At 38.5% G+C, this 25,313-nt stretch carries 29 protein-coding genes and 2 tRNA genes; 7 read left to right on the top strand and 24 right to left on the bottom strand.

The window, feature by feature from the left end; all coding sequences use genetic code 11:
- Positions 1-3 precede the first annotated feature (3 nt).
- Positions 4-819 carry an outer membrane lipoprotein-sorting protein gene (locus tag R8G33_01285; protein ID MDW3094283.1) on the top strand — a complete coding sequence of 272 codons (816 nt, stop codon included), beginning with the start codon at positions 4-6 and terminating at the stop codon, positions 817-819.
- On the top strand, positions 809-2,002 hold the full coding sequence (locus tag R8G33_01280) for a hypothetical protein (GenBank protein MDW3094282.1): 1,194 nt from the start codon (positions 809-811) through the stop codon (positions 2,000-2,002). The genes R8G33_01285 and R8G33_01280 overlap by 11 nt, the downstream gene beginning before the upstream one ends.
- A 7-nt stretch (positions 2,003-2,009) precedes the next feature.
- On the opposite strand, the gene R8G33_01275 is transcribed toward R8G33_01280, so the two are convergent.
- From R8G33_01275 to R8G33_01200, 16 genes are all read right to left on the bottom strand, one after another.
- Complete coding sequence (locus R8G33_01275) at positions 2,010-2,414, bottom strand: heme-binding protein (GenBank protein MDW3094281.1); 405 nt, start codon at positions 2,412-2,414, stop codon at positions 2,010-2,012.
- A gap of 161 nt (positions 2,415-2,575) precedes the next feature.
- Complete coding sequence (gene soxB / locus R8G33_01270) at positions 2,576-4,336, bottom strand: thiosulfohydrolase SoxB (GenBank protein MDW3094280.1); 1,761 nt, start codon at positions 4,334-4,336, stop codon at positions 2,576-2,578.
- A 46-nt stretch (positions 4,337-4,382) separates the two neighbouring features.
- On the bottom strand, positions 4,383-4,703 hold the full coding sequence (locus R8G33_01265; protein MDW3094279.1) for a hypothetical protein: 321 nt from the start codon (positions 4,701-4,703) through the stop codon (positions 4,383-4,385).
- A gap of 53 nt (positions 4,704-4,756) precedes the next feature.
- Positions 4,757-5,602 (bottom strand): sulfur oxidation c-type cytochrome SoxA, encoded by an 846-nt coding sequence (soxA, locus tag R8G33_01260; protein MDW3094278.1) that lies wholly within the window; start codon positions 5,600-5,602, stop codon positions 4,757-4,759.
- Positions 5,603-5,628: 26 nt separating this feature from the next.
- Positions 5,629-5,943: a thiosulfate oxidation carrier complex protein SoxZ gene (gene soxZ / locus R8G33_01255; GenBank protein ID MDW3094277.1), complete on the bottom strand. Its 315-nt coding sequence runs from the start codon at positions 5,941-5,943 to the stop codon at positions 5,629-5,631.
- Positions 5,944-5,964: 21 nt separating this feature from the next.
- The gene (gene soxY / locus R8G33_01250) at positions 5,965-6,414 is read right to left on the bottom strand and encodes a thiosulfate oxidation carrier protein SoxY (protein ID MDW3094276.1); all 450 of its coding nucleotides are present in this window, start codon (positions 6,412-6,414) and stop codon (positions 5,965-5,967) included.
- A 26-nt stretch (positions 6,415-6,440) separates the two neighbouring features.
- Complete coding sequence (gene soxX, locus R8G33_01245) at positions 6,441-6,791, bottom strand: sulfur oxidation c-type cytochrome SoxX (protein MDW3094275.1); 351 nt, start codon at positions 6,789-6,791, stop codon at positions 6,441-6,443.
- Between the two features lie 433 nt (positions 6,792-7,224).
- A tRNA-Arg gene (locus tag R8G33_01240) sits at positions 7,225-7,301 on the bottom strand.
- A gap of 67 nt (positions 7,302-7,368) precedes the next feature.
- Positions 7,369-7,461, bottom strand: a tRNA-Ser gene (locus tag R8G33_01235).
- A gap of 58 nt (positions 7,462-7,519) precedes the next feature.
- The gene (gene csrA / locus R8G33_01230) at positions 7,520-7,699 is read right to left on the bottom strand and encodes a carbon storage regulator CsrA (GenBank protein ID MDW3094274.1); all 180 of its coding nucleotides are present in this window, start codon (positions 7,697-7,699) and stop codon (positions 7,520-7,522) included.
- Between the two features lie 132 nt (positions 7,700-7,831).
- A complete protein-coding gene (locus R8G33_01225) occupies positions 7,832-9,076 on the bottom strand; it encodes an aspartate kinase (GenBank protein ID MDW3094273.1) in 1,245 nt (414 codons plus the stop codon).
- A 21-nt stretch (positions 9,077-9,097) separates the two neighbouring features.
- Positions 9,098-11,695: an alanine--tRNA ligase gene (alaS, locus tag R8G33_01220; protein ID MDW3094272.1), complete on the bottom strand. Its 2,598-nt coding sequence runs from the start codon at positions 11,693-11,695 to the stop codon at positions 9,098-9,100.
- Between the two features lie 37 nt (positions 11,696-11,732).
- Entirely contained in the window at positions 11,733-12,137 is a 405-nt protein-coding gene (locus R8G33_01215; protein MDW3094271.1) for a regulatory protein RecX, read from the bottom strand.
- 40 nt (positions 12,138-12,177) lie between these two features.
- Complete coding sequence (gene recA, locus R8G33_01210; GenBank protein MDW3094270.1) at positions 12,178-13,224, bottom strand: recombinase RecA; 1,047 nt, start codon at positions 13,222-13,224, stop codon at positions 12,178-12,180.
- An 87-nt stretch (positions 13,225-13,311) separates the two neighbouring features.
- The gene (gene thpR, locus R8G33_01205; GenBank protein MDW3094269.1) at positions 13,312-13,836 is read right to left on the bottom strand and encodes an RNA 2',3'-cyclic phosphodiesterase; all 525 of its coding nucleotides are present in this window, start codon (positions 13,834-13,836) and stop codon (positions 13,312-13,314) included.
- Positions 13,833-14,285: a CinA family protein gene (locus tag R8G33_01200; protein ID MDW3094268.1), complete on the bottom strand. Its 453-nt coding sequence runs from the start codon at positions 14,283-14,285 to the stop codon at positions 13,833-13,835. The genes thpR and R8G33_01200 overlap by 4 nt, the downstream gene beginning before the upstream one ends.
- Positions 14,286-14,391: 106 nt before the next feature.
- Here R8G33_01200 and mutS point away from each other — a divergent pair, with 106 nt between their 5' ends.
- Positions 14,392-16,944, top strand: coding sequence for a DNA mismatch repair protein MutS (gene mutS, locus R8G33_01195; GenBank protein ID MDW3094267.1), 2,553 nt, complete (start codon positions 14,392-14,394; stop codon positions 16,942-16,944).
- 29 nt (positions 16,945-16,973) lie between these two features.
- Here the strand turns inward: mutS and R8G33_01190 are convergent, their stop codons facing one another.
- Genes R8G33_01190 through R8G33_01180 form a run of 3 tightly spaced genes read right to left on the bottom strand, consistent with a single transcriptional unit; the run spans position 16,974 to position 20,819 of the window.
- A complete protein-coding gene (locus R8G33_01190) occupies positions 16,974-18,719 on the bottom strand; it encodes a sugar phosphorylase (GenBank protein MDW3094266.1) in 1,746 nt (581 codons plus the stop codon).
- 6 nt (positions 18,720-18,725) lie between these two features.
- The gene (locus R8G33_01185) at positions 18,726-19,949 is read right to left on the bottom strand and encodes a glycosyl transferase (protein MDW3094265.1); all 1,224 of its coding nucleotides are present in this window, start codon (positions 19,947-19,949) and stop codon (positions 18,726-18,728) included.
- A 27-nt stretch (positions 19,950-19,976) separates the two neighbouring features.
- The gene (locus tag R8G33_01180) at positions 19,977-20,819 is read right to left on the bottom strand and encodes an HAD-IIB family hydrolase (protein ID MDW3094264.1); all 843 of its coding nucleotides are present in this window, start codon (positions 20,817-20,819) and stop codon (positions 19,977-19,979) included.
- 128 nt (positions 20,820-20,947) lie between these two features.
- Here R8G33_01180 and R8G33_01175 point away from each other — a divergent pair, with 128 nt between their 5' ends.
- Positions 20,948-21,355, top strand: coding sequence for a hypothetical protein (locus tag R8G33_01175; GenBank protein ID MDW3094263.1), 408 nt, complete (start codon positions 20,948-20,950; stop codon positions 21,353-21,355).
- An 18-nt stretch (positions 21,356-21,373) separates the two neighbouring features.
- On the opposite strand, the gene R8G33_01170 is transcribed toward R8G33_01175, so the two are convergent.
- A complete protein-coding gene (locus tag R8G33_01170; GenBank protein MDW3094262.1) occupies positions 21,374-21,583 on the bottom strand; it encodes a DUF3565 domain-containing protein in 210 nt (69 codons plus the stop codon).
- A gap of 100 nt (positions 21,584-21,683) precedes the next feature.
- Here R8G33_01170 and R8G33_01165 point away from each other — a divergent pair, with 100 nt between their 5' ends.
- Together R8G33_01165 and R8G33_01160 are read left to right on the top strand one after the other, a co-directional pair.
- Entirely contained in the window at positions 21,684-21,977 is a 294-nt protein-coding gene (locus R8G33_01165; protein ID MDW3094261.1) for an RNA-binding protein, read from the top strand.
- Positions 21,974-22,240 (top strand): VF530 family protein, encoded by a 267-nt coding sequence (locus R8G33_01160; protein ID MDW3094260.1) that lies wholly within the window; start codon positions 21,974-21,976, stop codon positions 22,238-22,240. Before R8G33_01165 ends, R8G33_01160 begins: the two co-directional genes overlap by 4 nt.
- Before the next feature lie 9 nt (positions 22,241-22,249).
- Here R8G33_01160 and R8G33_01155 read toward each other — a convergent pair whose 3' ends face one another.
- From R8G33_01155 to R8G33_01140, 4 genes are read right to left on the bottom strand one after another with little or no spacing between them, the layout of a single operon-like run.
- On the bottom strand, positions 22,250-22,852 hold the full coding sequence (locus tag R8G33_01155; protein MDW3094259.1) for a DUF2238 domain-containing protein: 603 nt from the start codon (positions 22,850-22,852) through the stop codon (positions 22,250-22,252).
- 4 nt (positions 22,853-22,856) lie between these two features.
- Positions 22,857-23,558, bottom strand: a complete 702-nt coding sequence (locus tag R8G33_01150; GenBank protein MDW3094258.1) for an alpha/beta hydrolase — start codon at positions 23,556-23,558, stop codon at positions 22,857-22,859.
- A 14-nt stretch (positions 23,559-23,572) separates the two neighbouring features.
- Positions 23,573-24,115, bottom strand: a complete 543-nt coding sequence (locus R8G33_01145) for a DUF1415 domain-containing protein (GenBank protein MDW3094257.1) — start codon at positions 24,113-24,115, stop codon at positions 23,573-23,575.
- Positions 24,112-24,474, bottom strand: a complete 363-nt coding sequence (locus R8G33_01140) for a VOC family protein (GenBank protein ID MDW3094256.1) — start codon at positions 24,472-24,474, stop codon at positions 24,112-24,114. Before R8G33_01140 ends, R8G33_01145 begins: the two co-directional genes overlap by 4 nt.
- A gap of 393 nt (positions 24,475-24,867) precedes the next feature.
- On the opposite strand from R8G33_01140, the gene R8G33_01135 reads away from it, so the two are divergent.
- Positions 24,868-25,302 carry a hypothetical protein gene (locus R8G33_01135; protein ID MDW3094255.1) on the top strand — a complete coding sequence of 145 codons (435 nt, stop codon included), beginning with the start codon at positions 24,868-24,870 and terminating at the stop codon, positions 25,300-25,302.
- Positions 25,303-25,313: the final 11 nt, after the last annotated feature.

Raw genomic sequence — 25,313 nt, 5'->3', positions numbered from 1 at the left:
AATATGAATTTTCTTAGAGCTCACAATTTATATAAACATTTATATTTATTGCTTACCATAATACTTATAAGTACACCTGTATTTTCAGATGAAGATATAGAGAAAAAAGGATTCGACATAGCTGCACGAAGTGATCGTTCAGATCGTGGCTTTTCAGATAGTATTGTTAAGTTAAAAATGACATTACGAAATGCGGCTGGTAAAGAATCATCGCGCTCGCTTGAAATAAAAACATTTGAAGTACAAGATGAGAATATTGGAGATAAAAGCTTAGTCGTTTTTGACAGTCCGCGCGACATCAAAGGCACCGCCTTATTATCACATGCACAGATACTAGACCCTGATGATCAATGGTTATTCTTACCTGCCCTCAAGCGCGTCAAAAGAATCTCATCAACTAACAAATCTGGTCCATTTGTAGGATCTGAATTCGCATTTGAAGACTTCACTTCCACAGAACTAAATAAATACTCATACAAATGGTTACGATCAGAATCGTGTGGTGAGTTTACTTGTGATGTTGTTGAACGTTATCCTCGATATGAGAATTCAGGTTACACGCGCCAAATTTCATGGGTAGATCAAAGTGTTTATCAAGTGAGGAAATTAGACTTTTACGACCGTAAAAATTCATTATTAAAAACATTAGAATTGAATGATTATCGAGAATATCAGGATGGTATTTGGCGCTCACATACTTTTATTATGAGAAATCACCAAACAGGCAAAAGCACAGATTTAATATATTCTGATTACAAATTTAAAACAGGTTTAACAGAAAATGACTTTGTTAAAGGCATATTAAAACGTGTCAATTAAGAAATTTTCAATTTTATTAATATTTGTTTGTAACATTACGAGTCAGTCAGTATTTGGCGAATTCGAATTTTCTGGGTACGCTGCATATGAAGGACGCTGGTTTCCCAATAGTGCTCAGTTTCCTGAACAATTGCATGGCGTACAGAACGCACTAATCATTGAGCCAGAATGGATTATCGAAAATGGAGATCATCAATTTTCATTCATTCCATTTGCTCGTATAGATTCACGTGATGACGATCGCACCCATGCTGATATTCGTGAAGCATATTGGTTGTACATACAAGATGGCTGGGAGCTGCTTGTAGGATTTAATCGAGAATTCTGGGGTGTTACAGAATCTCGCCATCTTGTAAATATACTAAATCAAATTGACCAAGTTGAAAATATTGATGAAGAAGATTATCTTGGCCAAGCTATGCTCAACTTTTCCATACAAAAAGACTTTGGTCGCTTTTCATTTTATGCTTTACCCTTGTTTAGAGAGAGGACTTTTGCTGGTCATGATGGGCGATTGCGAGGACCATTAATCGTTGATGATGACGAAGCCGAATATGACTCTAGCGCTGAACAATGGCATACAGATCTAGCATTTAGATACTCTCATTACATCGGTGACTGGGATATTGGCGCCAGCTATTTTTATGGGACCGGAAGAGAACCAACATTGCTAGCAAACAGTGACGGTTCTAGATTAATTCCACACTATGATCTCATCAATCAAGTTGGCATAGACATCCAATACACCAATGAAGAATGGTTATGGAAATTTGAAGGTATAGTTCGCGAAGGTCAAGGTGATACATTTGCTGCCACGGTATTCGGTTTTGAATATACTTTTTTTCAGTTTCGCAGTTCTGATGCTGACTTAGGCATTCTACTTGAACATCTTTTCGACGATAGAGATGAAATTGACACGCCATTAACCACACTAGAAAATGATTTATTCCTTGGTACACGTTATACATTTAATGACATTCAAGATACATCATTACTAGCAGGTGGAATATTTGATTTAGAAGATGAGTCATACAGTATAAGACTAGAAGCAGAGCGCCGCATTGGTGATTCAATAAAGGTTGAATTGGAAGGACAAGTATTTACTAATACCAGAGATGATTCACTTACCTCTGCTTTCAGAGATGATGATTTTATACAACTTCGTCTTTCTAAATTTTTCTAATTACAAATTACTGACTAAATTCTATTTCCTCAGAAATTGCATCTATGCCTGCTTGAGCACATACCTCGTCATCCTCAGATGTAGCTCCTGACACGCCAATCCCGCCGTAGACATACCCAGCAATTGAGATAGGTAATCCCCCTTTTACTGTAATTAGACGCTCTGAAAAATTTAAAGTGTGCTGATTTTTTAAGGCTCTAGTTGACACTCTTGTACTCGCAGATGTAAATGCTTTTTTATCGCTCAGCTCTATAGTATGCGGCCCTGCTAATGGATCACGTACAAATGCTAGTAAATTACCATTTCGATCTACCACAGCAACACCTACTTGATAACCTAATTTTGTGCAGGCAGACAATGCAGCCATAGCAGCTTGCTGTGATAAAGATGATGATAAAATCTTAGAACTCACGAAAATACTTTCTGCAATTGATGAATTCGCTAATAACAAAAGCAATATTATTAAGTAAAATTTTATATTACGCATATTTGAATCACCTTATACATATATTAAAACTTTATAAGTTATAATTTTAAATTACTACTCAATTTATATAACTAATAAATTTTCGATCACTTACTAACTACGCCTGGATTATCTGCCATATTCTTAAGCTTCGGCGTATTGATGCTTGTAACATTAATTTCTTGATGTTCTCGTATATGATCAGCAACCACATCCCAGATTGGTGAGCCAGAAGATTTTGCACCAACCGTAGCCCATCCAGACACCTTATAAGTTTTATTGGCATCAATTTTATTACCATCATCTAATGTTAATTCTGTAATTCTATTACCGATGCTTTCTAACGGATCACATACATAATTCAAACCGCCCAATCTCACCATATCGCCACCTTGCTGGAAATAAGGGTCCGGATTAAACAAATTATCACACACATCTTCTAATATAAGTTTAAGATCAGAACCCTTTATATCTCGTACATAAGTTTCAGGATAAGTCATACAGGTTTGAGAAAGCACATGCTCCATCATAATACTCTGGCCAGGCAATACTGACACACCCCAACGAAATCCTGGAGACAATGAAATTTGACTATCAAGCTGTTCCTTTAAAGCATCGCAAATAACTTGATCAAATGTACCATTGAAGTTACCTCTCCTATATAACAAAGATTCAGTTACTCCTAATTCCTCGTTTAATTCACCTAGATAAGGTTGTCTGACTTTATTTATATAAGCATCCATTTGAGCATCGGCTTTCAGCAAGTTCGAAAAAACGGGAATCAATCGATATTTATAGCCTGAGACTTTATTATTTTTAATATCAAAATCCATTACGCCAAGAAATTTTCCATTAGAACCAGCATTTGTAACAATAGTCATGCCTTTAGAATTCTTTATTTCAATTGCTTTTGGCACACCATCGTGAGTGTGACCTCCAAGTATCGCAGTTATTCCAGTCACACGACTAGCTAGTTTCAGATCGACATCCATACCATTATGGGAAAGCAAAATCACGGCCGCAGGATTTTCATTCTCATATATTGAATTAACTAATTCTTGCAATTCATCTTCCCTTATACCGAATGACCAAAAAGGAATAAATCGTTTTGGATTTGCAATAGGAGTATAAGGAAATGCCTGACCGATTATTGCAATCGGAATTCCATTTAACTCTCTAACCGTATAAGGCTTGAATACATGCCCGGAATCCTGATCATAGGCAGGTTGCTCGTCAAAAAAACCATCCTCGGTTAATTTAATATTCTGAGCCAGGAATTCACCATTAAATGATTTTATATTTTCTAATACTTCGTTATCGTGATAAGTAAACTCCCAATGTCCAGTCATGACGTCAACACCAAGTTGATTACAAGCACCGACCATATCATTTCCACGTGTCCAGTAAGCAGTACCAGATCCCTGCCATGAATCACCACCATCTAACAACAAAGTTTTGTTTTCGCCATATTCATAACGCAGCTTATTAATTAGTGTCGCAAGATGTGAAAATCCACCAACTTTGCCTAATCTCTCTGCAGCCTCAGCAAAATTAATGTGTGTGAAAGCATGCTCAAGTGCAACATCGTCTGCACTAATATTAAAATGTTCCAATAACTTGTCACCAACAATATGTGGGATCTTGCCTCTGGCTTCACCAACACCAATATTAACGTTGGGTTCACGAAAATATGTTGGAAGCAATTGAGCATGGCAATCAGTAATATGCAAAAGTCGCACATTGCCATAGTTTGGAATTCCATATAAGGCGGGCTGTTTACCAGCGTGCAAACCTTTAGCATAAGGTAGTATGCCTGCACTTGCGGCGATACTTAATAGCGATAAAAACTCTCTTCTAGAAAGGTACATAGTGGAGCCTTTTAATTCTTTAGCCTAATTAGTTAGCCAAGATCGCTTAACGTAAAATTGATGGATGCTCTACGTTTCCTTTTTGATCTACAGCTTGTTGATAACCTAATTCAGATTGAAACTTAGCAAGTTCTGCAAGTTCCTTGGCTTTGTCTAAATCGCCCGAATTTATAGCTTGCTCTGCTTTTTCCAGAATTTCAGCAACATCACGCCATTCACCATCGACAGATGCAGCTTTTTTCTGAGCTACTTTAGCATCTTCTATTAGCTGGATTACTTTCACGTCATCGCTAGCATTGGATGTTAATGAAAGAAAAATGCATAACAATACGAGAATCAGTATTACTTTATTAACCAAATTATGCATTCACATATTCTCCAGTACAAAATAAATATATTTTTAATTTACGATAGAATATTTTACTTCCGTGACGATGGTCCATTTAATTCAATACCATTACTCATTGCGGAGTGAAAATATTCAAGGTTTCTATATTCTTCACTTTGCGCTTTAAATGGTTTTGCACGAACTTGTTTATTACATCCAATATAACGACGATGAAGTGTACCAACTGTTCCCCATTTTGAGCGGTACACTGGCCAACCTGTTGTTTGACCGACAGCGGTACTTAATACATCTGCGCGCAAATTCAGGCCCGAGCTACTAAAGTGGCAGTGATAACAAGCAAAGTTTAATTGCCCTCTTCTTGTAAAATAATACTCTTTGCCTTTCTCATATGCCTGCATTGCACGAGGATCGTCTGAAGGAACGACAACATTAGTTTTTTTTCCTCGACTTTCCCAAGCCATATAAGAAAGAATTTGTGCAATTGGCCCTTCATTATATTTCAATAATTGCTCACCATTTGATTCTCTGCACTGATTAATTGCCAAAGCAAGTGTCACCACTTGACCTTGCTGTTTATCCCACCTTGGATAAAGATGTTTTGAGCCAGGACCATCAGGGAAGCATTGTGCATATGATTTTCCATTGCTAAAAGCTGTATCCCACATCACTTTACCATCATCTATGAATGGCTCATACGGAGGAAACTCTTCCATTGCCTCCCAATTTTCACGCATAGCATCATTAATCGCATAAATTCCATTGGAAAATTCTTGAAACTCAACTTTTGGAAAACGTTTTATAAAATAATCCTGATATGTCTTTATATCTTCTTGCGGGTCAGCAATTAAATTTTGAACAAGAGAAAAACAAACTAACAATGCCAAGCTAGAAGTACAAATGAACTTGATATTACCCATTACTATCTCTTTATTAATATAGTTTGTTATTTTATAGCTTTTTCTAAAGTATCTGAATTTTCTAAATTATCTATCCAGGTGATTTTCAACATCTGCCCTGATGTAGCTCCGTTGACTTTAAATGCAAAGTAAGGATTCTTTGATACACCCGTTCCTAAGTTTCCTTTGAATACCATTTTACCCTCAACCTCAGCCTTAAATTCTTTTATAAAATGAGCAGGCACAAGCTCGTTAGTTTTTTCATCCTTTCTTGTACCAGTCTCCATAGGATGAGACACTAAAACTTTTACAGTTGTCACATCACCCTCAACTTTGGTACGCATTTTCATCGATTTTTCCATGATTTTTCCTTGAGAATAATGTTAGCCGCCACAGCCACCAATAGTGACCTTAATTTCTGCTGTACTGTTATAAAATTTTCCATCCGCACTTACAATGGCAACTACATTAGAAGTTTTTGCCATTTTTATTCTTGTTGATACATAGGGTGCAGAATCTATTAAATCAAAACTTGCAATTAGCGGTTGCGGATTCTCAATTACTACAACACTAATAGATTCTGTACCCTGTATATTACTTGTAACCGTTATTGGAACAACAGCACCATTTTCAGCAATCGTAGGCGCTTTAATAACAATATCGCCCTCAGCAGATTCGGTCGTTCCTATCAAAGCATTTAGGGCATCTTCCATAGAATTTGCAGTAAACGCTTTTTCAGGCCATTCAGATAAAGCAGTAAAGGGGAAACCTATTGCTGCAATTGCTGCAACAAAACCTCCTTGATTTAAAATTTTCCTTCTTAATTCATTCATATTTTGTTCTCAACTTAACTAATTACCTAAAGTGTGTACAAATAGCTAACAATATCATCAATCTCTTGTTCACTTATTATCTTATGTTTTCCAAATGGAGGCATCATTGCTTCAGGGCGAGTTTGGGTAATATCCCAAATAATATTTCTAAGTTTTTCTGCATCTGGGAAACGTGCTTTCATCGCCACTAATGGTGGCCCTATATTACCTGGTGACTCGCCTCCCTCAATCAAATGACAAGCCAAACAGTTTCCTGCGGAACGGTCAAATGCAATTTTTTTGCCTTTTTCTACCGTTGATTCTTGTGACGACAAATTTGAAGTGAAAACTAATGACGCCAAAAAAACTAACATCAACAACACAGTGTTTATTGACACGTTTTTCGCCAATCTAAGCATTTCCTGCTCCAAAATTTATATTATTTTCCGACTCCTTATAAACGTATCTCAAGCCCCATCCCTTTGCAACTCGTAGTACTGTGAATATTTATTAAATATTAATAGTTAGGATCAGATTACTACAGATATAAATTCCAAAAGGAATACTTCAGGTCAACAAAATTTATCAATAAAAACTGTGACACATTTAATCGTATGTACAAAGACATGCATCTTAGTTTTTTTGATAAAATCGAAACAAAACTTATTGTGCAACAAAAATACAAAGAGTTACTTATACAGATAATTACAAGTTTGATTTAAACCAAAACTACTAGCAGAAGTAGTTTTGATTATTAAGTGCAATCATTTGTAAAAATAGTGATCCGCTTACTAATGTAGTAAACATAATCATGAGTAGTCACAGAAAAAATGGCGCGCCCGGAGAGATTCGAACTCCCGACCCCTTAGTTCGTAGCCAAGTACTCTATCCAGCTGAGCTACGGGCGCGTTATTTGGAAAGCCGGCAATTATGCGTAATTCGGCTTGTATGATCAATTGAAATATTAATTTTTAATGGCGGAGAAGGAGGGATTCGAACCCTCGATACAGCTATAAACTGTATACTCCCTTAGCAGGGGAGCGCCTTCAGCCACTCGGCCACTTCTCCGTGTACTTCACACCTAAGAATTTTTGCAAATCAGCGCGAACGCGCCAGTATTTACTATTTATGCATCCACTTCTTTTTCTTTACGAATTCTCTCGTAAATTTCCTCACGATGCACAGCCACATCTTTAGGCGCACTTACTCCTATGCGTACCTGGTTACCTTTGACACCCAACACAGTAACGGTTACATCGTCTCCTATCATAAGGGTCTCTCCGACCCTACGGGTTAGTATCAACATGCCCCGGTCCTCCTATTCCTGTGGTTTTTTTATAATTATTATTATTCAGTCTACCCCTAGATAACAGATAAGTTATTGTTTTTATTGGCCTGTTTCTAGAAATCCTTTGTATTCCCTAATTCCTCTCCAATCTTAAGCTGTTGATGACTCATCTATTGCGCCTTCAGCAAGTCCAAATTTCTCGTGCAGACATCGCACCCCTAATTCTAGATACTTCTCGTCCACAACAACAGATATTTTTATTTCTGAAGTAGAAATCATTCTGATATTAATGCCTTCGTCTGCCAAGGTCTCAAACATTTGGCTGGCAATCCCAGCATGTGAGCGCATACCCACACCTACCAACGAAAGTTTAACGATATTATCATCACCACTGACTGTCGTCGCCCCTAGCTTATTAGCGGTATCTTCAAGGATCTCTAAAGCACGCTTGAAGTCATTTCTATGAACGGTAAAAGTAAAATTAGCCGTATTATCCCAGGCTACATTTTGAACAATCATATCGATTTCAATATTTGCACGCGAAATTGGGCCCAGTATCTTAGCCGCAATACCTGGTTGATCTGGTACGCCTTTGACTGTCAGCTGCGCCTCATCTCGGTTAAATGCGATACCCGCAATTTTGGCCTGTTCCATTTGCTTATCCTCGGTTGTAATCAGTGTGCCTGGCCCATCTTCAAAGCTAGATAAAACTCTCAACGGTACTTTATATTTACCTGCAAATTCTACAGCACGAATTTGAAGTACTTTAGAGCCCAAACTGGCCATTTCTAACATTTCTTCAAATGTAATTTGCTCCAAGCGACGCGCATTTGGCTCTACGCGAGGATCTGTAGTGTAGACGCCATCCACATCAGTGAATATCTGACATTCATCTGCATCAATAGCAGTTGCTAGTGCTACTGCGGTGGTATCTGACCCACCTCGTCCTAATGTAGTGATATTGCCATCCGCATCAATCCCTTGGAATCCCGCAACGACTACAACTAACCCTCCATCTAAATGACATTGAATTTTGTCAGTATCAATTCCGGTAATACGTGCTTTGTTACTAGCATCATCAGTTTTAATATCTAACTGCCATCCTGTTCTTGATATGGCAGCACACCCTCTTTTTTGTAACGCCATGGTAAGCAATGCAATTGTGACTTGTTCGCCTGTAGATAGCAGTACATCTAATTCTGGACCGTGAGGAGCTTCACCTAAAATTTCACTTGCTAATGACACTAATCGATTAGTTTCTCCACTCATAGCAGACACAACCACGACTACACTATCGCCATTGCTGCGATACTTAATTACTTTATCAGCAACATTTTCAATTCGCTCAACTGTACCAACTGAAGTGCCACCATATTTTTGTACAATTACTGCCATGCTAAATCTCTAAATAGGTTCTTAAACTTGCGCTCTTACCCAGTCAGGCACGCTTTGCAAAGCAGCATCTAACGCGGCTGGATTGTCTCCGCCCGCTTGCGCCATATCAGGTCTGCCACCACCTTTTCCGCCTACTTGTGTCGCCACTGAATTAACTAAATCACCAGCTTTAATGCGATGTGTTTGATCTTTAGTTACACCAGCAACTAACGTCACTTTGGAATCTTTAGATGTGCCTAACACAATCGCTGCACTACCTAATTTATCTTTCAGCCGATCTAAAGTATCACGCAATGTTTTTACATCAGCACCTTCCAAGTGATGCGCCAAAACTTTAATACCATCTATTTCTACTGCACTGCTTTCTATATCCTCACTAGCTTGAGTTGCCAGTTTAGATTTAATTTGTTGCAACTCTTTTTCTAATTCTTTAATTCTCTCCGCTGCATTACCTGCTTTAATCGGAGCATCTTCCAATCTTGAATTTAGTATTTTTGCAGTTCGCTTAAAATCATTTAACGTTCCTTGTATCCAGTTAAATGCATTCTCCCCAGTCACAGCTTCTATCCGTCTTACACCAGATGCGACACCAGTTTCTGCAATTACTTTAAACAACCCAATATCACCGGCTCTGTCTACATGTGTACCACCACAAAGCTCTACAGAGAAATCACCTATAGAAAGCACACGTACTTCATCTCCATATTTTTCACCGAACAATGCCATCGCTCCTGCAGCTAAAGCTTTATCTTTATTCATTAATTCTGCATTCGCGGTGCTATTTTTTCTTATTTCAGCATTAACGATTTGTTCAATCTGAAAAATTTCTTGATCACTCACGGGCGCATCATGTGAAAAATCAAAACGCAATTTGTCCGCATCAACCAATGACCCTTTTTGCTGAACATGTGTTCCTAATACTTGACGTAATGCAGCATGCATGAGATGCGTTGCAGAGTGATTTAATACAATATTAGCTCTTCTGTCTTCATTAACTTTTGCAGAAACACTGTCGCCAATTGATACTTGCCCCTTAATCACTTTACCTATGTGTGCAAACGCAGTACTTTTCTTTTGCGTATCATTCACCACAAAATAAAAGCCATTGGCTTCAATGGTTCCAGCATCGCCCACTTGACCACCTGATTCTGCATAAAAAGGTGTTTGAGTCAGCATTAATATACCTTCATCACCTTCAGATAATGTTTGTACTGATTGATTTGCTGAAAAAATTTCTTCAACTTTGGCGCTACCATCCAGTCCTTCATAACCTGTAAAATCAGTCACTGATTTTACATCCAGCGCTACATCATAACCTTCACCAAAACGACTCGCATCGCGAGCACGCTCGCGCTGCTGACTCATGTTTTCTTCAAACCCTTCAAGATCTAATTGAAGGTCTTTTTCACGAGCAATATCTGCTGTTAAATCAACCGGAAATCCATAAGTGTCATAAAGTTTAAACACAGTCTCACCAGAAATAGTATTTCCTTTCAAGCGATCAATATCATCTTGGAGGATACGCATGCCCTGTTCTAGAGTTTCACTAAAACGTTCTTCTTCATTTAACAAACCACGTTCAACTTTTGCCTGTGCTTCCACTAACTCAGGGAAGGCACCATGGAAAGTTCCAATTAGTGGTTCGACTAATTTATGGAAGAATGGTTCTTGCAACCCTAATCGGTGACCATGTCTTGCTGCACGTCGAATAATACGTCGCAACACATATCCGCGTCCTTCATTAGATGGCAACACACCATCTGCAATTAAAAAACTACAAGAGCGAATATGGTCTGCAATCACTTTTAATGATGGATTAGATAAATCTTTCATCTTAGCAAGTGATGCCACTTGTTTAATCAAGCCCTGAAAAAGATCTGTATCATAGTTGCTATTTACCCCTTGCAATACTGCGCACAATCTTTCAAGGCCCATTCCAGTATCAACAGATGGCTTGGGTAATGGATTTAACTTTCCTGCTTGATCTCGCTCGTATTGCATAAACACGAGATTCCAAATTTCAACATAACGATCGCCGTCTTCATCAGGACTGCCAGGTGGCCCACCTGCAATATGGTCACCGTGATCGTAAAATATTTCGGTACAAGGCCCGCAAGGCCCAGTATCACCCATGGCCCAAAAGTTATCTTTCGCGCCTATTCTTTTTAATCGATCCTTATTAACGCCAATTTCTTTTAACCAGATTTCTGCTGCTTGATCGTCTTCTTCAAACACTGTCACCCAAAGTTTCTCTTTAGGCAGGCCAATTACATTGGTCAGCAAGTCCCATGCATAATTAATCGCTTCTTGCTTGAAGTAATCACCAAAGCTGAAATTACCTAGCATCTCGAAAAAGGTGTGATGCCTCGCGGTATAACCAACATTCTCGAGATCGTTATGCTTTCCTCCTGCACGCACACAGCGCTGACTTGAAGTCGCGCGCTTATATGCAAGTTTATCTTTTCCAAGAAATACATCTTTAAACTGGACCATGCCTGCATTGGTGAACAATAAGGTGGGGTCTGAAGCAGGCACCAGCGAACTGGTCGGGACCTTAGTATGCCCCTTGCTCTCAAAGTAATCTAAAAATGCGCTGCGTATCTCCGCACTACCTTCCATTGACTGGATATCCTTTTGTGTTCGCCTGCTGATGCGGTCATTTAAATAACTGGAAAATTATATCACTAGGAAAGCCTTTTGATTGCATAAAGCGTACGCGTTTAGCTCGTTCTTGCGCATCAATTTGGTCATTTGACCGATATTTTTTTTTATATGTCGCTGAGGCCACTTCAAACCAGTCTATTTGCTGGCTGTTTAGATAGTCTTGCAGAGTAGCAGAATCAATCCCACGAGCATGCAATTCATGAGCGATCTTCAATGGTCCGCTACCTTTAAGCAAACGCGAACGTACAAAATCTTCAAGATAGCGCTGATCACTTTGCAGCCCATGTTCTAGAAGTTGCTCAAAAGCGCTGTCAATTTGTTCTTCAGTAAATTCTTTCTTGGCAAGTTTTGCTTCTAACTCGACGCGAGAATGCTCGCGCCGAGATAGCAAATCCACTGCGACGTAATAGGCATCACGTCCAGGTTTTGGTTTTGAGCTAGACTTCAGCAGCCTCTTCCTCTTCCTCAGAATCATCTTGCACAAAATCGCTTAAATCTGGAAGTAATTTGGCACGCAATAAACCGTCAATTTCTTCGATGAGATGTGAATTTTCATTCAAATAAGCTTTGGCATTCTCTTTACCTTGACCAATGCGATCATCGCCATAGCTATACCAAGAACCGGCTTTCTTAACTAGATCATGTTCTACACCTAAATCAATCAATTCACCCACTCGAGAGATACCTTCACCGTAAAGAATTTCAAATTCTGCTTTCTTGAATGGAGGTGCCATCTTATTTTTAACCACCTTGACACGTGTTTCATTGCCAAGAATTTCATCACCTTTCTTAATAGAACCTATGCGACGGATATCTAAACGTACTGATGAGTAAAACTTCAATGCATTACCGCCTGTAGTTGTTTCAGGGCTACCAAACATGACGCCAATCTTCATACGGATTTGGTTAATGAAAATCACCATGGTATTTGATCGCTTGATGTTACCAGTTAGCTTTCTTAAGGCTTGTGACATTAAGCGTGCTTGTAGGCCCATATGAGAATCACCCATATCTCCTTCAATTTCAGCTCTTGGTGTAAGGGCAGCAACGGAGTCGACAACAACAATATCCACAGCGCCAGAGCGCACCAACATATCGGTGATTTCTAATGCTTGCTCACCGGTATCTGGCTGAGAAACAAGTAGATCATCAACATTAACGCCTAACTTTTCAGCATAGGTAGGGTCTAATGCATGCTCAGCATCAACGAAAGCCGCAGTTCCACCAGTTTTCTGGCATTCTGCAATTACTTGCAATGTTAATGTGGTTTTACCTGAAGATTCTGGCCCAAAAATTTCAATCACGCGACCTTTAGGCAAACCTCCTATTCCCAAAGCAACATCTAAAGCTAGTGAGCCAGTAGAAATTACATCAATATTTCGTGGCAGTGAATCATCTCCCAAACGCATGACTGCGCCTTTTCCAAACTGTCGTTCAATTTGCCCTAGGGCTGCTGTTAACGCTTTCTTCTTGTCTTCTTCCACGAATTACCTCGGCTTCTAATCTATGATTTTATGTATGAATATTTAACTGAATAATCGAGCTATATTAATAGCGTCAACAGACACAGTCTACACAAGATTTGCTAATCTAAAACTGTCTAATGTGTAGTAACGTGCGCCATCTTTATCAAGTCGAGATTCCACCAAATGAAATTCTTCAACTTGCCATTCAATAGGCGCAAAGTCTGGATTAGAAATGGGAATTTCAGAATTTCTTAACAGGGAAACATGCGGTATATAACGCTTACTTAATTTTGAAATACCACAGCATTGCGCACAGTTGCGAACACTTTTATATAAACTTTCGAGCTCTAGAGGAACGCTAGTCGGACCAACCCAAAATATTTTTGTTTTATCAAAATAACCCAATCGATCTAATTTCATACGAAATGGCTGTACAGAGATATCTTGTAAATTTTGCACGAAGCAATCTGTTACCTCATAAGAAATATTTCCTAAGAATAATAATGTTACGTGAAAATTCTCAGGTAACACCTCTCTTCCCCAACCTACGTAATCACACTGAAGCTCATGTAACTTCTCAAGTTGTTGTTCATTAGGCCAGAATGCCAAAAATAATCGTCTTACGCTCATTTCAACAACTTAGCCAACTCTGCTAATGCAAATTCAACTGATTGCTGGCGTACCTGCTCGCGCGTACCAGAAAATATTTGTTTAATTGTGATTGGATTTTGATTTTTTTTCATCCATGCAAACCATACAGAACCTACAGGATTAGTATCACTACCACCACCAGGGCCGGCAACACCTGATATTGCAATGGCCCAATGCGCACGGCTATGACTAAGTACGCCCGACGCCATTTGTTCCACTGTTTGCTGACTGACTGCACCTTGAGTTTCAATAGTTGTATTTAATACACTTAGCATGTCTTGCTTAGCTTCATTACTGTAAGTGACAAACCCACGCTCAAACCATTCAGAGCTACCAGGTAAGTCTGTGCATACTTTAGCCAGCCATCCACCAGTGCAAGACTCAGCCACGGCTAACATTTGATCATTAGCCCTCAATAATTCAGCCACTTGAGTAATACAGGTTTTAATAGCAGTCTCCTCTCTATAATCTACATTACAAAAATAACACGATTATTATTGTTACCAAATAAAGTATCAGGGTTAAACTATCCGCATGACAAACCAATCTTCTGAAAAGCATACGCCAATGATGCAGCAGTACCTAGGCATCAAAGCGGATCACCCTGACAAACTTCTTTTTTACCGCATGGGTGATTTCTATGAACTATTTATGGAAGATGCAGAACAAGCGGCAAATTTACTAGACTTGACGCTGACATCTCGTGGCAATTCCAATGGTCAGCGCATCCCAATGGCGGGTGTTCCCGTCCACGCGGCAGAAGGATATTTAGGCCGATTAGTAAAATCTGGGCAATCGATTGCTGTGTGCGAACAAGTGAGCGATCCTGCCGCAAGCAAAGGATTAGTAAAGCGTGAAGTCGTACGCATTGTCACACCCGGTACTGTTACTGATGAAAATTTACTCGACCAAAAACGTGATAATCATATTTGTGCTATTTACGTTCAAAGCAAATCTATCGGTTTAGCCAGTATCGAACTGGGCTCAGGAGATTTTCTTCTCCAAACTTTTACTAGCGAAGATGAATTACTTGCAGAAATAGAACGATTACAGCCTGCTGAAATTATTTGCCAAGAATACTCAGAATTATCATTAAATCAGCGAAAATCACAAACCCAACCCGAATGGATTTTTGAATTTGATAGCGCCCACCGGTTACTCACAGAACAATTTGGGACCAAAGATTTAACTGGCTTTGGATGTGATGACTCACCAACAGCTATTTGTGCTGCGGGTGGCTTATTGCAATACGTCAAAGATACACAACGCAAAGCGTTGCCCCACATTACTGGTTTGCATGTGCAACGCCATGACGAATACATTATCGTTGACGCCATTAGTCGAAAGAATCTTGAAATTGATCAATCAATTGATGGTGGCACTAAACACTGCCTTACCAGCGTAATCGATCACACTAAAACCGCCATGGGTGCACGTTGTTTACGCCGATGGATTGGACAACCTTGCTTGAACATGGCAACGTTGCAATTGCGCTATCAATCCATAGATAGCTTCATTCAAACAAAACTCTATCTAGATTTACAAGAACAACTCAAGATCATTGCTGATATTGAGCGCATCCGCGCACGTATTGCCATACAAACCGCAAGGCCTAGAGACTTAACCGCATTAAGAGACTCATTACACCTGTTACCCAATATTCAATCATTACTAAGCACATTTACAGAAGGTAGAATTTATTCACTACAGCAGCAACTTGATCTGCCTAGTGAACTGAATGAGTTATTAACCTCATCCTTAAAAGACGAACCCTCTGCTTTTATTAAAGATGGTGGCGTCATTGCCACAGGACATGACAGCGAGTTAGATGAATTACGCACTTTGCACAACAATGCTGATGATTATTTATTACAGTTAGAGCAACGCGAACAACAAGATACCGGTATTGCGGCATTAAAAGTGGCATATAATCGTGTGCATGGTTATTACATTGAAGTTAGCAAGCTGCAAGTTGATAAAATTCCTGATCGCTACACTCGCAGACAGACATTAAAAAACGTTGAACGTTACATCACTCCAGAACTAAAAGAATTTGAAGATAAAGTACTCAGCGCTAAAGAACGGGCACTAAGTCGTGAAAAGTATTTATACGATAAAATACTCGAAAAGTTATTAGTATATCTACCTCCACTGCAATCTATTGCAAATGCACTAGCTGAACTTGATGTGCTGGCTTGTTTTGCTCAAGTAGCATTAGATTTTAATTATGCACAACCTGAACTAAGTGATGTGATTGGCATAGACATCAAACAAGGACGTCATCCAGTAATCGAAAAAATACAAAATACGCCTTTTGTTGCCAACGATATAACATTAAGTTCAGATTCACGACTGCTGCTAATTACTGGTCCTAATATGGGCGGCAAATCCACCTTTATGCGTCAAACTGCTTTGATTGCTATTCTTGCTTTTGCAGGCTGCTATGTACCTGCCGAATATGCCAAACTCGGGCCGATCGACAGAATATACACGCGTGTAGGAGCTGCTGACGATTTAAGTACCGGCCGATCAACATTTATGGTTGAAATGACCGAAGCAGCTAATATATTAAACAACGCCACCGAAAATAGTTTAGTCCTGATGGATGAAATTGGACGAGGGACTAGCACCTTTGATGGCTTATCGTTAGCGTGGGCTTGCGCAGATCATCTAGTGCAAATTAATCGTTCACTAACAATGTTTGCCACCCATTACTTTGAACTAACGTCGTTAGCAAATGAACTAGATGGTGCAGTAAATATTCATATCGATGCCATAGAACATGATGATGAGATTGTATTTTTACATACAGTAAAACCTGGCCCTGCTAATCAGAGCTATGGCTTGCAGGTAGCGCAATTAGCTGGCGTACCTAGAAGTGTGATAAAAAATGCTAAACAACGCCTGGCATTGTTAGAACAGCAGTCTCTTTCCAAGGATACTATGCAAACAGAATTACCCCTCATAGTTGAATCACTAAACACTCACCCTGTTATTGAAAAATTAGAAGAAATTACGCCGGACAACTTAACGCCTAAGCAGGCTTTAGAATTACTATATCAGCTAAAAGAATTAGAAGATGATTAAAAACCACTTCGTTTCTAGTATGAGAAATGCTATTTATTTGTAATCCAACAAGTTTGATAAGGCTGCAATTCAAACGAACCATCTATATCTTTAAGCACTTCGCCACTAATAAGATCAAGCCAATTTTCAGTGCCAATTAAATTGATATCAGATAACGACAAAGATAATGTCTCAGTTGAAATGTTACTAATACAAAATATACTTTGTCGCCGATCCATGCTCTGACGCCAAAAACCAAACACTTGATTGCCTAGATGCAAGGTAAATTGAGTGGCATTAGGATGAAATGCAGCTTGTTCACGCCTGATGCTTATTAGATGTTTCATACGTTTGTAAACACGCGAATGTTGCGTTGATGAATTACTCAAAACTCGTTTAACTTCATCTAACTGCCAGCGATGACGATTAATAGTACGATTACGTTTGGTGCTTTCTAATCGACCATAATCGTTACCTGTCGCTAATAAACTATGAATATAAAATGCTGGAATACCTTCGAGCGCTAACATAATCGAATGGGCACAAACAAATCTATCTTCCCCAAAATGATCTTTACCTTTGATTGTTCCTTGCAATGCATCAAATAAAGCAATATTCAATTCATACGGTCGTTCTTTTCCATCAGCGCCCGTACGCCAAGAAACCTTGCCACCAAAATTCTCTACCGCTTTCATAATCGCATCAATTTCATCTTCACTCATCAAACCTTCTGCAGGCCTTAAACCAATTCCATCATGTGAAGCAATGAAATTAAAATAGGCAGTACCGTGTTGAGCGGGCGGCATACTCATCATCCATTGTTTCAAATAATGGCAATCACCCGTTAATAATGTATTCAGCAATAATGGTGGCAGTGAAAAGTTATAAACACAGTGCGCTTCATTGGCATTTCCAAAATACGAAAGATTTTCTCGATTAGGTATATTTGTTTCAGTAATAATTATTGCATCTGAACGTATGCGCTCGATTAACGTCCTTAGCAATCTAACAATTTCATGTGTTTGATTTAAGTTCAAACAACTAGTACCAACAATTTTCCATAAAAATGCCACAGCATCGAAACGAAAAATACGCACACCTCGATCCAAATAAAAGCGGATGATTTTGACAAATTCAATTAGCACTTTTGGATTAGAAAAATCTAGATCAATCTGGTCATGACTGAATGTACACCATACGTGCTTAATCCCATCTTCAGTCTCGACACTTTTTAATAAATTATTGGTGCGGGGCCGAACAACTTTTGATAAGTCATCTTCGGGTAATATCGTGAAAAAATAATCTTTCCCAGGGTCTTTATTAGTCTTGAAATTCTTAAACCAAAGACTATTACTAGAGCAGTGGTTAATCACCAAGTCAGACATTAAATGATACTGACTAGCGATATTACTTACATCATCCCAATTACCATGCCTCTCATTCACTTTTTGATAATCAATAACAGCAAACCCATCATCAGAACTAAACGGAAAGAATGGCAATATATGCACTATATTAATAATATCGCTACAAAACTCATCTAGGAAACTATGTAGCACTTGCAATGGAACCATATTGTTTTCACGTACAGTATCTGCATAAGTAATCATGGCAACATCAGACTGGTCCCAGTATTCCAATTGATTAATCGGTGCTGCTTGCGTTGTTTCCAGTTGAGCTGCTTGAATTAGCTGCTTAGCTAATTGTTGATAATCTGTGACATTATCAACATCTGCATAAATTGCTTCCACATGCAGAGTGGTGCGCTGTATAAGCGCTTGCAATAAATCACTCATGATTAGTTATTTTGAGAATTCTTGATTGTCTTCTTCGACAGCATTCCTTAGGCGAGCGAACACATCAGGCATAGCGCTGGCAATTCGATTCCAACTAGGTATAAAAGGTGTTTCCATTGGGTTATCTAAAAATGTCTGTCCTGCATTAACCAAATTCTCAGAAAATGCTTCTACTGCTAACTCTTCTAAATGAATATCATGATCAAGCCCATTAAAACTAGCATCATTATGATAGGTTTCAACAAAATCTAATGCGATACGCAAATATGTTGCTTTCAATGTTCTAAAGGTTTCATTTGAGAACACCACGCCTTGTGTTGCCATTTTTCTAAATAAGGCTTTAGCGATATCCGTCGACATTTTTGACAAACCTTTTTTCTTATCTTCTAGTGACAGGTCCTGGTGCTTATGATCATAAGATTCCGCAATATCTACCTGACAGAGCCGATTATGTGCATAGTTACGATGCATTTCAGATAATACACCTATCTCTAAACCCCAATCACTTGGAATACGCAAATCATTCAATACATCAGTTCTAAAAGAAAACTCTCCCGCCAATGGATATCTAAAGCTATCCATAAATTCTAAGTAATCATTATGCCCGACAACTTTTTTAAGTGCGCGTAGCAAAGGTGTGACAAATAATCGACTCACACGACCATTTATTTTCCCATTTGCAAAACGCGCATAATAGCCTTTACAAAATTCATAATTGAAGCGTGGATTAGCCACTGGGTATATTAATCGTGCTAATAAATCACGCTCATAAGTCAGAATATCGCAATCATGCAATGCCACAGAATCCGTCTGACCTGATGCAAGAATATAACCCATGCAGTACCAAACATTTCTTCCTTTACCTAATTCAGTGGGCGCTAAATCTCGTGCAGACAATTCCTCATGCAATGCTCGCAAACGTGGACCATCATTCCAAAGCACACGATGTTTTTGTGGTAGTGATGAGAAAAACTTAAGCGCATGTTGATACTCTGACTGATCAGCACGATCTAAACCAATCACAATTTGATTTAAATAGGGAACTTGTTTTAAAGTGGCCACAATATTAGGAAGTGCGTCGGTTTGTAATTCAGAGTACAAGGAAGGAAGTATTAAACCCATACGACGTTGCTCACTAAAACTCACTAGTTCAGATTCAAGTTGCTCTGTTGTTCTATTAGTCAAGTTATGTAATGTTGTAACAATACCGCTTTGATGAAAATCGCCCATAATAAAACCTTCTATCCAATAATATATTTAATTATTTATTCCCAACTTAGCTAACACTTGCATCATTCCTTCCACCCATCCCCGCGGCCCTTCTTGTTCTGTCTTATACACAAACTGATTCGGATGTTGCTTTAATTGAGGATAATCATGCGCTGGCGATCGAATTACAATGGCATAATCTACTGCCTCAAGCATAGCAGTATCATTATGACTATCACCTAGCGCAATAGCGACTATATCTTTGTCAAATTTCTGCTGTTTATATTTACCCAATAACCAGCGTAACGCGAGTCCTTTATCACAGATACCGGACAGATGAACAAATCTTCCACCTCGCAATAATTGCCCTCCTTCAGAACACACATACCGACTGAAAGAATTTAACTGAGCCTCAGTACCTTGCCATTTTAATGGCTCACCAAATTCCCGCTGCGAAGCAAGTCGCGCTTCGTCTAGAGTTAATCCGGTCATTTCCATTATTCCTTCAATTCCACACTGCTCGAAGGATAAAAATGCCTCATTTAAGTGCACATCAACTTGGCGCAACACCGCCTGCCAGTGTGCTCGAGACTCAACAAATGACTTCACACAATAATAACCATCTTTAGTAGTTTCAAAATCATTATGCTTAAAGTAACTTAGAGGCGAAAATACAGCTGCACCATTTTCTACAATAAATGGATGTTGGTTATTTAATTGTTCGCGCAATTTAAGCACCTCTGCACGTGTCTTACTTGTGACAGGAATGACAGGAATCTGTTTATTTCTCAACCAGGCAAGCAGTTCATCGGCATCAGCATGACTATAGGAATCATGGTCCAATAGAGAACCATCCATGTCAGTAAAAATAATTGGCTGCACAGGCTTCATAAAACAAACTTTATAGTAATATCACATTCAAAATATAGTGTGCCATAGACATACCCAAAATTGACAATACAATGGCGTAATTATCAGTAAGTAATGAAAATCTCAAGAAATTTAAAAATTTAAAAATCATGTTTGGATTCAATTCAGGAAAATGCAAGCGAGCATTACAACGCAGTATGTCAGATTGCTTTGACCCATTAAAAGATGAGCTTGGTACAGTGCCAACAACGCTACACGATAGCAAATACATCACCGCCTCAATGCTGGGTATTTGTGAAGCGTACGCACAAGCAAACAAAGTCACAAACAAACATAAAATCGCGTTAATTACAGATGCCGTGTTTGAGGAAGTTTTTCGTAGAGAATCAACCTCTGTACTCAGGCAGGTTGACCAATGGTTAACAAGTAATAATACTGAATTTATATCAGCGTACGAACATGCCATATCCAGAACTAATGAAACTGAATTAGATCTCAATTGGCTAAAAGAGTATGCGGTAAAACACTTCGAACCTTCTAAAAATTTAATGCTCTAGTTTACTCAATCGCTAAACCTATTCGCACGTGTCTTTAGGCATGGCTTGGTTACATTTTTTACATTCAAGCTTAATACCAAGATTAGATGTTCGGCCTTTCTCAGTCTCTACCCATGGTCTATTTACCCAGGGAGGATTATGACGAACATGCTGATAATGACCACACTCCAACTCTGCCACCCAATCAGACTCAGCATCTTGATGGTATGCGCAAATTTTCCGTTTCATATTCAAATAGAATATCTGACACCAATTTACAACTCATGTAAACTAAAATCTCGCAACAACAATAACTATTATAACGCAATCATTCCTTTAAATTACCATTATGAAACTACTTGTACGCAATATTGATCGTGGTGTGACGGAAACACAATTACAGTCACTATTTGAAGCTTATGGCACCATTCAATCTTGCACGATTGTGTTAGACCAAAAAACAGGAGGCTCAAAAGGCTTTGGTTTTGTTGAAATGCCTAAGCCAGGCGAAGCAAAAGCTGCTGTTAAAAATTTAAATGGAAAAAATATCCAAGGCAGCGAATTGCGCGTTAAAAAAGCAGAGAAAAAATCGGCTGTTTCTCCAGAATCTTCAAAGCCAAACCTTTATAACAAGTTGAAATGACACATGCATCTAAAGACCCTTTGCACGGCATAACCTTAGAGAAAATTGTCACTCAACTTGTGGAGCGATATGGTTGGGAAGAACTAGGGAAACGGATAAAAATCAAATGTTTTACTAATGATCCCAGTATTTCCTCATCTTTAAAATTCCTCCGCAAAACCCCATGGGCACGCAAAAAAGTAGAAACACTTTATCTACGAACAAAATCGCCAAAAGACAATATATGGCTAGAAGCTCAAGAAAATTTCAAAAACAAATCTTAATCTCATCACTTAACGGGTCAATTTAATATCTTGTATTTGATAGTTGTGCCGTTTAGAAAGCAAAAACAAACACACAATTGCGCCTATCAATGCTAGCATCATGTCAGATTGCGTATCCCATACATATCCTTGAGTACCCAAGAATGCTTCGGCATCACCCCCTGATATCAGTGCCACCCACCATTCTATTAATTCATAAAATGCGCTAAACGCGAGACACACCGTTATAACAAAAAAATTCAACCAGACTAAACTATCAACCACATTATTTCTAATTAAAATTTCTCTAGTGAGCAAAGCTGGCACAAACCCCTGCATGAAATGTCCAAGCTTATCGTAATTGTTTCGATCCATATTAAACGTTTCTTTAATCAAATCAAATAACGGCACTTCGGCATAGGTATAATGACCGCCAACCATTAACACGATGCAATGCAATAATATAAAAAAGTACAGCATTGGCGTTAAACGAAAAGAGTTGTACGTTAATAACAGTAGAATTGCACCGATAATGGCAGGCGAGACCTCCAAAATCCAAGTGACCTGATCTTTTGGCTGTATGCCTGACCAAATCAAAACAACCAAATAAACAATAGCCCACAAAATCTTAATAACCTTATTCCTTTTTAAATTTTCCGTTTCTCAAATAATATATGGTCTGCGCAATCACATTCTTATTACTCATCATAAAAGTGTGCGTCACCGGTAAAACAATATGATCATTCATTCCTAGTAACTTGGTACTTTCGACAGATACTTTACCATCGTCCCGCCCGGGAATAAGATAAGATAAAATTAAATTAATACTTTTAGTCCCAGCGATAATCCCCACATCAAATTCCGCACGTCCCAATGTATTAGGAACACTATTTGAGTCAGTACTCAACTGCATTCCTGCCTTTCCATTAATTAAATTAAATCCTGGCACTTCACCCATTTTATCCACCACTTCACTTCCTTTGTTAGGTGGTCCAAGCATGACAACACGATTGAGATTCGGAATTTCATGTGCTGATAAATATTGACGTATCAATATTCCGCCCAATGAATGAGTAACAAAGTTCACTGCTTGCTCAGGATGACACTCAGCTAGCGAAGGATAGATAGCTTGCCTAGCTAAGTTCTCAATCACATCATCTCTAGAAGGATAGCCAAGATTGACAACACGAAAACCCTCTTCTGTTAAATGCTTTTCTAACTTTCCCATAGAGGCGCTTGTTCGCGCCAATCCATGGAGAAGAATCACACAAGAAGCATGCGCGCTAATTGATAAAATCATTAATAGAACAATAGAAAATAATTTCTTGCTAACCTTCATTTTGTTGCAGTTGATTAGCCTATGCATTGACTCAGCATTTCTTTGAGTTTTTCTACACCCTTGTCATTCATTAACGCTATATTACGAGTTGGAATTTTGTCAGCGTCTGCATACTCAGCAATCGCTTGCTCCATACTCTCCTCTCGAAGTAAATGTAATATTGGGTAAGGTGAGCGATTTGTATAATTCTCAGCATCACTCGCATCGGTGCCACTAAACTGATATTGCGGATGAAAACTCGCAATTTGAAATACACCATCAAATTTCATTTCTTGTAGCAAGCCATCAGCGAGACCAAGAAACTGATTATAGTCATAAAAATCACTCAGCACATTGGCATGAATCAATAGAGTTGTTTCAATAGAAGTTGATTCACTAAGAAGTTCTAATTCTACTGCTAATGCAGCCAACAACTGCTCTTCGGTTGTTGCCTCAGTAGCAACATATCTAACCCGGTTCTTAACTACTTCTCGTTTTGCAAAAGGGCAAAGATTTAACTCGACAATAAACGTCTTTATCCAGTTCTGAACAGCTTTAATAATGATTTCTTCGTTCAAAATATATCAATATCTGACCATACTGCATACTCATTTCCATTAGGATCACAAAAATGAAATCTTCTACCACCCGGAAAAGAGAAAATTGCTTTAACAATAGTGCCACCAGCCTTTTCAATTTTTGCTTGTGTGCTAGCAAGGTCATTACTATAAAACACAGTAAGAGCACTTCCATTGACAGACGTAGAAACCTGATCAGATTTAAAGAAACCACCATCAACGCCCTCATCAGAAAATGCGATATAATCTGGCCCATAATCTTCAAATTTCCAGCCAAATACAGTACTGAAAAACGTTTTAACAGCTGGAATATTTTTCGCTGGAAACTCAATGTAATTTATTTTTTCATGCTGATTCATAATAGCTATTCACAATACAAAATAATTAAATTTTCAATCACGAGTGGTAACGATAATTCTGAGAATTTTTCTTTCTAAAATACAGCGCCAGATTTGCTTATGCGATTGCCACCAGTCACCTAAAACACCAAAAAGCAGTTATATATTAAACCCACTCATTTTGTCTTCGTTATTGTTTCTCTATATGCTAGTGAAATGAAGAACTACAATCAACTACAGACTTTAGCTCAATCAGCCAAAATCATTCATAAAAATGCACTTCTTCGCTAACTCATATTCTCTATATTTTGTTGTTTTATAGACTTTTTAAACCCTTTTATCTTAATCAAGACTCCAAGTAGTCATGTATCAATAATACTTTCAAGTTAGCAATAAATTGGTGATAAATCAGGAATGGAAGGCTTAAAAAGTATATTCAAAAATTCATTTAGACATGGCAAGTGTTCTATAACCTGGATCTATAACAAAAAATCACACTCTCCCAGCAATACAGAAAAACATTTAAGCGCTAACAGAGTCGCATTTAATAAAGCATTAAAACAGTGTCGCAAGGAAATAAAAAAAAGTAGGCGCTGGAAAATCATGCCATCACCTATTTGTTTTGAGCATGCTGCAATGCTATCAAGACAAACAAAAAATTATCAAAAAGAAATTAAGATATGTCAACTTTATATCTCGTGTATTGATGAACACTTATCTAAGCGCTCATTTAATAAAAAAAGAGTCGAAAAAAAAGCGCATTCATTATGCAGACCTCTGTCAGCACGTCTATTAAGCGCAAAAAAGTTACATAAAAATAGCGGCGTCGATGTACGCCACCTATCATAAATTAGAAAATG

The sequence above is a fragment of the Gammaproteobacteria bacterium genome (assembly GCA_033344735.1).
GTDB lineage: Bacteria > Pseudomonadota > Gammaproteobacteria > UBA4575 > UBA4575 > UBA1858.
Note: the sequence above shows the minus strand (reverse complement) of the source record. Positions and strands in the feature narration are given on the sequence as shown.